General features: G+C 69.0%; 13 protein-coding genes and 1 pseudogene. 2 read left to right on the top strand and 12 right to left on the bottom strand.

Features of this window, described 5'->3' with window-relative positions; translation table 11 throughout:
- Nucleotides 1-218 precede the first annotated feature (218 nt).
- Nucleotides 219-1304, top strand: a complete 1086-nt coding sequence (gene rsgA, locus HT102_RS00070; protein WP_192037383.1) for a ribosome small subunit-dependent GTPase A — start codon at nt 219-221, stop codon at nt 1302-1304.
- Between the two features lie 69 nt (nt 1305-1373).
- Here the strand turns inward: rsgA and HT102_RS00065 are convergent, their stop codons facing one another.
- The 6 genes from HT102_RS00065 to HT102_RS00040 all read right to left on the bottom strand — a co-directional run bounded on the left by HT102_RS00065 (nt 1374) and on the right by HT102_RS00040 (nt 6768).
- A complete protein-coding gene (locus HT102_RS00065; RefSeq protein ID WP_192037382.1) occupies nt 1374-1802 on the bottom strand; it encodes a hypothetical protein in 429 nt (142 codons plus the stop codon).
- Nucleotides 1803-1920: 118 nt separating this feature from the next.
- Nucleotides 1921-3126, bottom strand: coding sequence for an oxygenase MpaB family protein (locus HT102_RS00060; protein WP_192037381.1), 1206 nt, complete (start codon nt 3124-3126; stop codon nt 1921-1923).
- Nucleotides 3098-3733: a TetR/AcrR family transcriptional regulator gene (locus HT102_RS00055; RefSeq protein ID WP_192037380.1), complete on the bottom strand. Its 636-nt coding sequence runs from the start codon at nt 3731-3733 to the stop codon at nt 3098-3100. Before HT102_RS00055 ends, HT102_RS00060 begins: the two co-directional genes overlap by 29 nt.
- A gap of 58 nt (nt 3734-3791) precedes the next feature.
- Nucleotides 3792-4334 carry a YaeQ family protein gene (locus HT102_RS00050; RefSeq protein ID WP_192037379.1) on the bottom strand — a complete coding sequence of 181 codons (543 nt, stop codon included), beginning with the start codon at nt 4332-4334 and terminating at the stop codon, nt 3792-3794.
- Between the two features lie 53 nt (nt 4335-4387).
- A complete protein-coding gene (locus HT102_RS00045) occupies nt 4388-5224 on the bottom strand; it encodes an alpha/beta fold hydrolase (RefSeq protein ID WP_192037378.1) in 837 nt (278 codons plus the stop codon).
- An 86-nt stretch (nt 5225-5310) separates the two neighbouring features.
- Nucleotides 5311-6768: a lipase family protein gene (locus HT102_RS00040; protein ID WP_333473211.1), complete on the bottom strand. Its 1458-nt coding sequence runs from the start codon at nt 6766-6768 to the stop codon at nt 5311-5313.
- Between the two features lie 54 nt (nt 6769-6822).
- On the opposite strand from HT102_RS00040, the gene HT102_RS00035 reads away from it, so the two are divergent.
- Entirely contained in the window at nt 6823-7461 is a 639-nt protein-coding gene (locus HT102_RS00035) for a TetR/AcrR family transcriptional regulator (RefSeq protein ID WP_192037377.1), read from the top strand.
- Nucleotides 7462-7478: 17 nt separating this feature from the next.
- Here the strand turns inward: HT102_RS00035 and HT102_RS00030 are convergent, their stop codons facing one another.
- The 6 genes and pseudogenes from HT102_RS00030 to HT102_RS00005 all read right to left on the bottom strand — a co-directional run.
- A complete protein-coding gene (locus HT102_RS00030) occupies nt 7479-8861 on the bottom strand; it encodes a WS/DGAT/MGAT family O-acyltransferase (RefSeq protein ID WP_192037376.1) in 1383 nt (460 codons plus the stop codon).
- Nucleotides 8862-8919: 58 nt separating this feature from the next.
- Nucleotides 8920-9924 carry an alpha/beta hydrolase gene (locus tag HT102_RS00025; protein ID WP_192037375.1) on the bottom strand — a complete coding sequence of 335 codons (1005 nt, stop codon included), beginning with the start codon at nt 9922-9924 and terminating at the stop codon, nt 8920-8922.
- A 157-nt stretch (nt 9925-10081) separates the two neighbouring features.
- Nucleotides 10082-10522, bottom strand: coding sequence for a nitroreductase/quinone reductase family protein (locus HT102_RS00020; RefSeq protein WP_192037374.1), 441 nt, complete (start codon nt 10520-10522; stop codon nt 10082-10084).
- A 24-nt stretch (nt 10523-10546) separates the two neighbouring features.
- Nucleotides 10547-10954, bottom strand: a complete 408-nt coding sequence (locus HT102_RS00015) for an ArsR/SmtB family transcription factor (RefSeq protein ID WP_192037373.1) — start codon at nt 10952-10954, stop codon at nt 10547-10549.
- 5 nt (nt 10955-10959) lie between these two features.
- Nucleotides 10960-11610, bottom strand: coding sequence for an SRPBCC family protein (locus HT102_RS00010; protein WP_192037372.1), 651 nt, complete (start codon nt 11608-11610; stop codon nt 10960-10962).
- A gap of 95 nt (nt 11611-11705) precedes the next feature.
- A pseudogene (locus HT102_RS00005) lies at nt 11706-12252 on the bottom strand (hypothetical protein); the annotation flags it as partial.

The raw sequence follows: 12252 nt of genomic DNA, 5'->3' as shown, positions 1-12252 counted from the left end.
TTCGGGTTGTCGTGGAGAGTTCGCTGGAAGGGAAGGCCGATTCATGATTGCGGTGAGGATCGCTGCCGCGCGCAGCGCCCGGAACAGCCAGTCCTCCCGGGCCCCGATCTGACCGACGCCCGTGGGCCGCTCGCGGCCTCGCCCTGGTTTCATCGCTACCGCTGGAGCCAGGTCAATTCCGGCTGAGCAACGGGGTCCCTCTCACCAAGGGTCTCATCGTGCAACCATCACCCGACTTCCCGACCCCGTCCTCACGCCTGTCGGCACTCGGCTGGGACGATGCGCGTGCCGCGCAGTTCGCTGAGCACGCCGCCGCTGGCCTGGTGCCCGCCCGCGTGTCACGGGTTGATCGCGGCCGCTGCGATACCATCACCGAAGCAGGCCCCGTCCGCGCCTCAAGCAAGGCCGTGGCCAGCGACGATCCCGAGCACATGGTGTGCACGGGGGACTGGGCGGCCCTGCGACCCGGCCCCGAGCCCGAGCTCGTGGCTTTGCTGCCACGCCGCAGCGCGATCACCCGGGCCACCGCGGATCGCACGTCCCGCCAGCAGGTCCTGGCCGTGAACATCGACACGGTCGTCATCGTGGTCTCGCTCGCCATGCCCATCAGGAGTGGTCGCATCGAGCGGCTGCTCGCCCTGGCCTGGAGCAGTGGCGCCAGGCCCGTGGTCGCGCTCACCAAGGTAGATCTCGCTGACGACCCCACGATGGAACTGGCCATCGTGGAGGCTGTCGCCGCAGGGGCGGACATCGTGACCACCAGCGCCGCAACAGGCGAGGGCATCGACCTCCTCGCCGAATGCATCACAGGCACCGCCGTGTTGCTCGGTCCCTCCGGTGCTGGGAAGTCCACCTTGGCCAATGCGCTGCTTGGGCACGATCACATGGGCACCAATGAGGTTCGCCGCGCCGACGGGAAAGGGCGCCACACGACCGTGCATCGTGAGCTCGTGCCGCTGCCGGGTGGCGGGGCGCTCATCGACACCCCCGGCCTGCGCGGCATCGGCATTCAGGATGCCACTGACGGCGTCGAGCAGGTGTTCTCCGACATCGAGGAGCGGGCATCCTCCTGCTCGTTCCGCGACTGCACCCACCGCAGCGAACCGGGGTGCGCGGTACTGGCGGCCATCGCTGCTGGCGAGCTCGATGCCCGCAGGCTCGATCGCTACCGCAAGCTCCTGCGCGAGAGCGAATGGGCCGCAAGCCGGGGGGGTTCACGCAAGTCCAGAAAGCGGAGCAAGCAGCGCAAGGCGATTGCCCGGGACATCCGGGCGCTGTACCGGTTTCGCGATCAGCAACGCTAGACCATCATCGGCAAGCCTCGTGCCCTGCTAGCCCACCCCGAGTCGGGCGATCAGCGGCCGCGCGGGCTCTCACGAGCTCCCAAAGATCCCGTCGAACAGCTCCAGCAGCAGATCAAGAGATCCGGTGCCGCCATTGGCCGGGACCTCGAGCTGCTGCAGCTCGAAGACGTCATTGCCGCAGGTCCCGTCGGCCCAGTAGACGCCCGGGTCCAGCCCCGTGAACGCGACCGTGCCGTTGCCTTCCGCGTCGAGCACTGCGGTCTCTTGCTGAAGGACGATGAAGGAGTCAACACCGTCCCGCAGCTTGGCAACGCAGGCAGTGTCCGAGGGATCGATAGTGACGAACTGGACCTCGAGAGTGCCTGGTGAGGTACTGAAGGTCACGTCGCCGGTGACTTGCGCTGCGGCGCCCACGACACCGGCGCCGAGCAATGCAGCGAGCGGAATACCGATCCCGGCGCCGCGACGCGCAGCCCGATCAAGTGCAGTGATGTCCATCACATCAGCATGCATCAATCCTGCGCAGGACGGTTATGGATTACCGACATTCTCGGCCCTGTTTCCGATTGTCGGAACACCTCGGTTCTCACCGTCGGTCAGTGCGCCTGCCCGGTTGTCACGCAGCGTGCGATACGTGCGCGGACGCCCCGATCGACGCGCCGTCGCGTCCGGTGAGGGTGCGCAGGAAAGCGATCTGGTCGCTGCGGCCATCCCGGGAAAGCTTGTCGCGGGCGCCGGGAACGATTCGCGCGGATAGGTGGCGAGCGAGGTTGATCGGTAGCCGCAGCGCGGGATACCAGGGTGGCATGTAGCCGAACAGGCCGAGCTGCCGCATGGCTTCGGGGCCGAGGAACGCTGTCGCGAGGGAGAGGTGCTGCGCCCAGGCGATGCGGCCGCGAATCGATCCGAGGCTGGAATAGTGCCAGCCGAGCGGCTCGCGGGCCATGGGCCGGGCCAGGCGCATCGAGGTGTCGTCGGGATTCGTGATGGCCATCAGGGTGGGATAGAGCACGCGCACCCCGTCGCGGAAGGAGCGTGGCAGCCACTGGTCCTCGACGCCCATCAGCCAGCCCACATACCGCGTGACGTGGATGGCGGCGTCGAGCTCGCGCGGTGTGGCGAGGATGCCGAGGGCGGCCGCGCCGAGGCTCGGCGCGATGAGCGCGCCCACGAGGGTAGCGGCCATGTCGGTCTGATTGATCGGGATGCCCCAGTCCTCGGTGCGCCAGTCAGGCATGGCGGCGACATGTCGGCGGACATAGCTGTGGATCAGACGCACGTGCAGCGTCGACTGGTAGCCGGGCCCGCGGAGGTCCATGCCTCCGGGGGAGGTGACATCGAGCGCCCACTGGGCGGTCTCGGCGAAGCGCTGCGCGGATCCTTTCTCCAGCGCCCAGGTGCGCAGCAGGGTCTGGTTGAATCCCGACGCGAGGTAGCCGCCCATCAGCGAGACATCCCTGGCCAGGTAGAAGCCATCGAGGCCGCCGCGCTGGAGCACCTTCTCGCCCAGCCGGATCTTGTCCCGGTCCAGCCAGGGCGGGTCGGCCTCGTAGTGGGCGAAGAACTCGCGGAGCGGCGCGGGCGCGCCGGGGATCGAATCGACGCCGGAGCGCAGCGCTTGCTCGAACAGTGGCCGCGAGCCCTTGCCCTCGCTCACCATCCACTCGACGAGCTCGTCCATCATGGGATCGCCGCGCAGCAACGCGGTGCCGAGCTCATCCCACTCGTGCGGCGATGGCTTGCCGAGGCCCAGCAGTAGCGCGACGGGCGCGAGGCCGGGAACCGCGCGGGGCTTATCCGGGTGACGGGCGGGGATGTTCATTGGTGCTTTCCTTCGCGTGGATTCCATGCTTGACCAGCGGAACGATGGCTGATCGCACGAAGTGGCGGGCTTGCTGCTCGTCGTCGAAGCGCAAGCCGCCCCGGGGCGTGAGCAGTACCGAATGGGCCAGGCGCGCGACGAGCTCGGCGATGGGGCGTGGGTCGTAGGTGTCGATCAGGCTCAGCGATTGCGCGGTCTCGAGCACGGCAACGACGTACTCGATGCCCAGGGCGACGCCTTGCTCGCCGCGCACGGTCACGAACTCGAGGACCTCCTCCGGTGCCACGGCGAGGAGGTTGACCACCACCGGATGCTCGTGGGTCTGCCGGAGAACGAGGAGGACGGCGTCCTCGATCCGCTGCTCGACTGTCTGGTTGGTGGCGACGATTGCGGCGAGCTCGCCGAGCAGGTGCTGGATCTCCCGCGCCAGCACGGCCTCGACAAGGCTGTCCTTCTTCGCGAACTTCCGGTAGATGGTGACGCGGTTTATGCCAGCCCGCCGGGCGATGTCATCCATGCTGCTGCGCCGGATGCCGACCTGCATGATCCGAGCGCGGGCCGCATCGAGGATCGCTTCCTCCGTGTCGTCGTACCGCGGACCCGCCATGAAACAAAACTACAGAGACTGTTACATCGTGTCAACGGTGGCCCGGGCGCAGCCCCCGTCAGGCGAGCCGGTGCTCGATCACCGGGGACTCCAGCACGCTGCCATTGAGCTCGAGGAACACCTGCTGCTCGGTGATCGACAACGCCAGGACGTTGCGACGCTCGATCAGCGACGCGGCCGCGTCGATGAATGCCCGGTCGAAGCTGTGGACAGGGACCTCCTCGGCCTGGTGGATGCGCTTGCCCGTCAATTGAGCCAGCACCCGCGCCGGATCGTGATGGGTGTAGATGGCAGCAGAACCGGCACGCTTGCTGCCGCGGTGGACCCGCTCTGCATCGGGCGCGCCCACCTCGACCCAGTGGACCAGCCGCCCCGTCAGGTCGCGGACCAGCACCGCGGGCTCGTCAGCGGAGGACACGCCACCGTCGCTGAAGACGATGCCCTCCCGGTACTCCAGGCAGTACGCCAGCAGCCGTGTCACCATGAACGCGACAGTCTCTGAGGGATGCCGCGCGAGCCGGAGCTCGAGCTGCTGATACACGCCTCGATCGACGTCGGCGAGCTGGACGGTGAAGCTGTGCATCGTTGTTCCGGAGGCCATGTCCCGAACACTACGGTGCTCGCCCTGGTGCGCCTGCCTTCGCGAGCTTGCTTTCAGTCCACCGACTTCAGGAACTCCAGCAGGGCGGCCTGGAACCGGGGCTCGTCCTCCCGGTGCGGCCAATGGCCAGCCCCCTCGATGATGAGCGCCGACGAGCCCTCCGCCAATCGTGTCGGAGTCGCTTCGATGGCGTTCGCCGGAACGATATCGTCCGTGTGGCCCACGACCAGCCCACGCTTGTCGATCTTGTGCCCCGCGCGGCCGAACCGCCCGTTGAACTGGCGGTAATAGGCGATCGCCTCATCGAGGTTGCCCGGCTCGGAGAAGCAGTTCTTGGTGTCGGCGAGCGTGCGATCCCGGGAGTCGCCCCGCCATCCCGGTGCCCAGCGCCTGTACTCGTCGCTGATGTACTTGAAGTCCTTGCGCTGTACCCACCAGCGGGCCCAGGGCAGGCGCAGCTCCGCGAAATGCCGGGCGGCCCAGAGCAGCCCGAGCGAGGGCCGGACCAGGCTGAGATGGGGAATAGCTACCGTCACGATCGCGCGCACCCTTTCCGGCGTGTACGCCGCAGCACCATAGGTGAGCAGTGCGCCGAAATCGTGCCCGACGACAATCGCGTCGTCCTCGCCGAGCGCGTCGAGCAACCGCGCGGTCTCCAGCGCGAGCGTCGTCGGCCGGTACCCCCGACCGTGCAGCACCGTCTCCGGGTGATACCCGCGCAGCCACGGAGTGATCGTGCGATAGCCCTGCTGAGCGAGGAACTCGGCCGTCGGCGCCCAGCCATAGGGGGTGTCGGGGTACCCATGCCACAGGATGACCAGCGGTCCGGAGCCGCGGTCATCGAAGACGAAGGTCTGCCCATCGGAGGTCGTGGCCTGCGTCCAGTTCATGGCGCGATTCTAGATCGTGCGCGTCGCGTCCGCGCGAGCAACGCCGCCAACAGGCCGACCACCTCCGGGGCGCGGGAGCTTGCCATCTAGCGGTGGGCGCCGATCGGCTCGCCGTTGACCAGCGACAGCAGGTTCTCGATGAACGACGGAGCGATGACCTCTGGGACACCCGGCTCGATGAGCGTGCTGGGAACGGTCTGGATGTCGCACCCCGCCGCCAACGGTGGATTGCCCGACAGCCGTTGCTTGATCCAGGTGAACGCGCCCGGGCTGCCGCTGATGGCGATGATCCCGTGCGTGGTGATGAACTCCTTAGGTGGATTGCTCGGGAACTCCTCGCGCCGGTAGGTCACTTGCCCGCCGCCATCGCAGTAGCTGCGGACGAGCTTGTCCGTGCCCACGATGGGCGCGACCTCCTCGCTGACCCCGTTGTGGATGTAGGTCGGAACCGTGGGCGCTCGGCCGGTGATCCCTCGCGCGTCGATCTCGCGCCGGATCACCGGGTTCGCGAGGAGCTCCTCGATCGGTGCATTGAGGTGCTGCTCGTAGTCGAACCAGATGTTCTCGAGCACGTTCTGCCCGACGCAATGGTTGCGCGCCTTCGCGACAATGGCCTTGCCCCCAGGCGTGAGGTACTGGTCGATCTCGGCGGCGAACTCCGGCGAGTCCTTGGCGATCGAGGCGAGCGCGATGGGGATGAGACCGGCGAGCAGCGCGCGGTTCGCGGATCGCAGCGATTCCTCGAGGTCCCGCTCGGGCGCCCCGAACGCGGCCCCCTTGATGTTCAGCTCGGGCGCGTAGGCCGGGTGTTCCTCGATCGCCCAGCTCGACGCGATCGCACCGCCGGAATACCCCCACAACGCGGTGGGAGTCCGGATTCCGTCGAGACCGGCGGGCGCGAAGCTCGTCGCGGCGCGGATGCCATCGAGCACGGCGTACCCGGGCTGGCGCGGCGTGAGGAACCGATCGTCGATCGACCCATGATCCGGTAGCGCCACCGCCCACCCCTCGGCTAGCCCCGCCGCGGCGAGCGCGACCTCGGCGGAGGGCAGGGCAAAGGTGAACGGGCCTGCCGGACTGAGAGGATCGATCGGAGAGCCTGCGACCAGCGAATAGGATGGGTTGCAGATGCGCAGGGTCGAGTCCGTGGCCGCCTGGTAGGACAGCAGCGGACGCGGACCGGTAGCGCCGCGGGGCACCATGATGGTCGTGACTGCCGCTTCCGGCGCGCCCGAGGCGTCGGTAGTGCGGTAGAGCAGTTGCCAGGCGTCCACGTTGATGGGGACCAGCTGGAGCGCGTTGGCGTCGACCGGCCTGCTGCGGACTATCGCCCCGGGGCTCAGGGATCCAAGCTCGGCCGGTGGGTCGTAGAAGGAATCGGCGGGCGGAGGCGGCTCCGCCGATGCACCGCTGACCATCACGAGCGGGAGCATCGCTAGAGCCATCGCCAGGGCGATCATTGCCCGGGGCACGCGTTGGCCCCAGCGCGGCCACGCAGTGCGCGCAGGCCGCTGGGCCGGGGCGACGAGCTGGGGTTTGGTCATCATCTCTCCTTGGGATTGAGGTGGGGCCGAGCGGTCGTTCTACACTTGGGCACCGTGGCGGATTCCTCGAACGAAAGTGCCCGGTCGTCTCCCGTGCGGCGCTCGCAGGCGCAGCGTCGCCAGGCGACGATGGCGGCGATCATCGAGGCCACGATCACCGCGATCGATGAGGTGGGCTACAGTGCCGCGACCATCCAGCGGATAGCTGATCGCGCGGGCGTCTCGACGGGGGCGGTCTTCCGGCACTTCCCCTCGCGCATCGACCTGATCGCTGCCGCGGCCGATGAGGTGGGGACCCGCCAGATCGCGGTCTTCCGCGACCTGCTTCCCCAGGATGCGGCGGAGATCGAGCAGCCTTCGATCCAGCTGATCCTCGAGAGCACGCGCGCGATCTATCGGGCGCCCTACGGGACCTTCTGGGACGAGATCAACGTGCACGCACGGACCGACCAGCACCTGCGCGACCGCCTCAAGCCGGCCATCAGCAAGCTGCGTGCCGCCACCGATGCGGTGACCAACGATGTTCCGGGGCTTGCTGACCTCCCGGCGCGCGAGCGCAGGGGACTGCGCAATCTGGCGATCGCCGCGTTCAGCATGGAGGCTCGCCTCGCCATCGCTGATGACGACCAGTTCGTCGGTGATGAGCTCGCCGAGCTGCTGCTCCGGATCGCGCGCGATCACGGAATGCGCTGACCCGCTCGTGCGCCGTGTCACCCTCGCTCCGCGATCACGCAGCCCGAGGCGTGCTCGAGCTCCTCGAGGGAGGCATCGAGGTGCGCGAGGAGCCGCTGGAGGTGGGGCACGGAACGACGACAGCCGGTGAGGCCGAAGTCGAGCGTGTCCGCGTTGCTGGTCAGGGTGATATTCAGCGCGAGCCCGTCCATGACGATCGAGGCGGGGTAGATGCCCTCGAGCCGCGCGCCATTGAGATAGAGGGGCGCGCGCGGCCCCGGCACGTTCGAGATCACGACGTTGAACGTGGGCCAGGCATGCTGGGAAAACCCCGACACGCTCGAGGCCACGAACGGGCTCAGGAAGGAAGCCGCGACGGCGATCGCCTGGGTTGGTGTGAGGCCCGCCATCATCTCCTTCGCCTTGCCGATCGACAGCGTGATCGCCGCCATCCGGTCGAGCGGGTCGGCGTGGTCGGTGCCAAGGCTGGCGAGCACCGCGGTGACCGCGTTCCCCGATCGCGTCCCGGTCAGCGAATGCAGGGAGACGGGCACGAGGGCGATCAGCGGAGCATCGGGCAGCGCATCCTGCTCGATGAGGTAGCGGCGAAGAGCGCCCCCGCACATCCCGAGCACGACGTCATTGATGGTGCAGCCGAGGGCCTCCCGCACGGATCGGATCCGGTCGATGCTCCAGGACTGCGCGGCGAACCGGCGCGCGCCACCAATCGGCACGTTGAAGATTGTTCGTGGCGCCGTCATGGGAAGGGGCATGCCTCGCTTGCGGGCGACGCGCCATCCGAGGCGCGCGGTAGCAGGAAGCATCCCGGCGACGTCGCCGCCAAGGCCGAGCGCGCTCCGCAGCAGTGGCATCGACGGGGCTGAGTAGTTGGCGTGGCCGGTGGGCGGCCGGGGGGCGAACGGCGCGGGCAGCTGCCGCTCATCCGGGTCGCTCGACAAGGAATCCTGGAGCAGCCGCAGTGCCGACACCCCGTCGACGAGAGCATGGTGGATCTTCGTGTAGACAGCCACCCGGCCGTCCTCGAGGCCCTCGACGATATGCATCTCCCACAGGGGACGGTGCCGGTCGAGCAGCGTGCTGTGCCACATCGAGGTCATCTCGAGGAGCTCCCGGATGCGACCCGGCCGGGGCAGCGCACCGAGCCGCACGTGGTAGTCCAGATCGATCTCGGTGTCCACGGCCCAGGTGAGCATGCGCGGGGAGGCTCCAGCGGCCCCGGGGTGCCGCGTGAATGTCGTGGCGATCTCTGGAGCGCGCACGAGGGAGACGTGCAGTTGCCGCGCGAAACCATGCCCGTCGCCATCGGGCGGGCGGAACAGCTCGAGCCCACCGACGTGCATGGGATGCTCCCGCGCCTCGAGAGCGAGGAACAGGTAATCGAGCGGGCTGATCAAGCGCATAGTGGTGCGGCTCCTCGGTGGTGCCAGTGGCATGGGTGGGATGGCGGGCTGGTGGCGATCAGGCCCGCAGCAGGCGCTGCCTGGACCGCGCGCTGGCGATGCCGTCAACGAACGCGGCGATCTGGGCGACGGCGCGGGCGGACTCGGGCACGATCCCTGCCGCCGCCTGGAACACGTGCACCTGGTCGCGCCAGACCTGGAGGGTGCATTCCACGCCGTGATCGGCGAGCCGCTCCGCGAGGTGCACCGCGTCGGGATAGACCATTTCCCTCGAGCTCGCCTGGATGAGCACGGGCGGAAGCCGAGCGAGATCGCAGTCCACCGGGGAGCGCAGCGGCGCGCGCCCGGCCCGGGTGCGTGATCGCTGCCGGGCGGCCTCCGCCTGGGCGGTGAGCACCGGCACGGCGCGCGCGGGGAACACATCGCAGGTGGTGGATGTCGGCGCTCCCAGCTTGCCCGCGGGGCTCCAGTCGGCAAGGGGCGACATCGCCACGACGGCAGCGGGAGCCGGCATTCCCTGCTCGATTGCCTCGATGGTGGTCATGAGCGCGAGATAGCCGCCAGCGGAATCGCCCATGATGACGATCTCGCTCGGCGCGATGCCTGATCGGACCAGGTGGCGGTAGCCGTCGACGCAGTCAGCGATCGAGTCACCGACGGCATGGTGGGGGAGCATGCGGTAGTTGACCGCGAGGACAGCGGAGCCGAGCCGGGTGGCGAACCTGGCCACCATCTGGCGGTGCAGGTGCTGGTGGCCCACATAGAAGCCCCCGCCGTGGAGGTAGAGGACGGTGTGCTGATCGCGCGGCTCGGGCGGGGATACCAGGCGCGCATCGCAGTTGGGTAGTCGCACGGGTGTGGTCGAGCTGCCCGGGGCGACGGTGAGGAGCTTGCCCACGTGGTCGATGGCGGCGTAGGGCCAGGGAGCCAGGGGATACCGTGCCCAGATTCCCAGCAGTGGCTTGACGGTACTGCGTAGCACGAGGCCGAGCAGCCGGGCGCGCACCGTCCCTCCCGGGAAGTCCTGCCGCCGGGCGCCTGGAGCGACTGGGTGTTTCAGCACGCGGCGCTCGCGGATGCTGCGCGGACGGGGTGTTGTGCAAGCACCGATTTTTCTCCCATCTAGTCCTGTGACACCATTCACCGTGACAGATAGATAGTAATCAGTTGCTCGCTAAAAAGTCCAGAGCGTGTCCCGGAGGTGGCCCCGCCAGGGGGCGCTACTCGGTGAAATCCACCCGCACCGTGATCGGATCGGATTCCAGCGCCCGGAAAGTCAGCGCGACGAGCCGCGCGAACAGGGGGTTGGTGCTGAACCCGCGGCTGCGTGCCACCACATCGTCGTCGGGGCGGAACTCGGCGACGCCCGGGCGCCACCGCCCGCTGATGCGTAGCCGCACGTTCGGGTTGGCCTCGATGTTGTGCGCCCACCCGGAGCTGTAGCCGTGCTGGGAGATCAGCCAGGCGCCCATCCCATCCACCGCGACGCCCACCGGCACCACCCGAGGCCTTCCCGACTTGCGGCCGATGGTCTCGAGCTCAGCCATCACCGAGGACCGCACTCCGATCCTGTCGAGAGCGCGCACTGCCGGGTTGGCGAGGTGCCGGCCGATCCAGCGCTCGCGCCGGAACTTGCCGATCCGCGGATTGCGTCGTGCCATGCAGGCCTCCTTGAGCGTCGCTTCCTAGGCGGACTCCGACTGGTGCCCAGGATAGTTCTCGCCGCGCGCCGCCACGGTGCGCCCGCGTTCCCTCTTGCCGCGGGCGACCTCGGTGGCGAGCGCATCGAGCGATTGGTCGAACTGCGATAGTGGCTCGGCGATCGTGGCGAGCCAGTCTCGGGCCACGGCGATGCCCGCGGGATCGAGGGCGTAGATGCGTCGAGTTCCCTGCGCCCGCGCCTGGACCAGGGCTGCATCCCGAAGCACCCGCAGGTGCTGGGATACCGCGGGCTGGGAGATCGGCGCGTGCTCGCGCACCGCGGCCACGAGGTCCCCGGCGGATCGCTCGCCGCCCGCGAGGACGGCAAGGATGATCCGGCGCACGGGTTCCCCGAGAGCCTCGAACACCCCCTCCGGAGCTGTGCCTGCCATCAGTCCTACGTCTCGTCCTCGGGCACGGTCGTGTAGAACGCGAGCGTGCGCTCGGCGGCAGCGTGCGCGCTGTCGGGGTCATCGCCGTCAGCGATCGCCGCGCGGGCCCAGGCGCTGGCGCACGCCCGCACGAACTCGACGCCCTCGGGGGAGGTCGAGAAGGCGTTCTCCACGTCAGGATCGATGGCCTCCCCGCTAGCGAGATGCAGGCCCAGCCCCATCAGGGCGAGGTCCCACCCGGCTCCGGTGGCGCCTGGACCGTACTGCGCCCAGAACTCGGGATCGACCGGAGCCTCGTGCTCGAGCTCGAGCTCGGTCCCCTTGCCGGCGGGGGAGAGCCGCACGCGCAGCCACGAGACCTGCGGGCCCATCTCCCAGGTGACGGATAGTGAATCCGGGGGCTCGCACTGCTCGATGGTGCCGCCCGCGTTGCCCTTGAGCTGGTACTGGCCACCGATGGCGAGCTCGCCGCTGATCGGCAGGAACCATCGGGGGAGGCGCTCGGCATTGGTGAGAGCGTCCCATAGGTCGGCTTGATCGGTCGAGTAGGTGCGCCGCGCGATGACGGTACGGGTGGGGGTGTCGCCGCGGGAGCCGCTGCGCACCTCGCGCGCGACGAGCCCTGCTGTAGCTACTGGGTCGGGGATCATGCTCATCAACTCCTTCTATAGGCCTACACTTATATTAGTCTAGAGCTATAGCTATGGCTAGGGGAGCCGCGGTGGCGGATCCCGGCGCGCTGGAGCCACCCTCAGCTGCCCAGGGAGCCAAAGTCGAAGCAGAACAGCCCGCCGCAGCCCGGATCAGGATCGGCATAGGTGATGATCACGGTCGCCGGAAGCGCGGTCACGGTGGGGGATCCGGTGGACGAGCCACCCCCGCCTCCGCCGCCGCCCCCGCCAGCGACACCACCGCCGCCTGCGCCCCCGCCGGCGAGGCCGCCGCCCCCGCCACCGGCGGTGCTCGGGCTTTCGACGCTGTTGCCGCCAGGGCCGTTCACCGAGCCTGGTTCGCCCTCTTGCGAGACGGTGTCGCCACTTCCCCCCGCGCCGGGAGTCGTGCCGACCGCGGCCTGCCCTCCCTCTCCGGCGGAGCGGCCACCACCGCGCGCTCCGTCGGCCCCCGCCGCGCCGCCGTCGGCGATGGCGTCGCTGCCCGCGCCGCCCCCGCCCCCGGCCACGATCAGCCGGTCAGCACCCCGCGCCACCGAGGATGCCCCGCCGCCACCACGCCCCGAGTTCAGCTCACCGGCAGCCGCATCGCCCCCGCCGCCGATGCCGCCATCGCGGCCGTCGCCG

Origin of the sequence: Lolliginicoccus lacisalsi (assembly GCF_014841105.1) — a bacterium.
Lineage (GTDB): Bacteria > Actinomycetota > Actinomycetes > Mycobacteriales > Mycobacteriaceae > Lolliginicoccus > Lolliginicoccus lacisalsi.
This window is presented reverse-complemented; position numbering and strand designations above follow the sequence as displayed.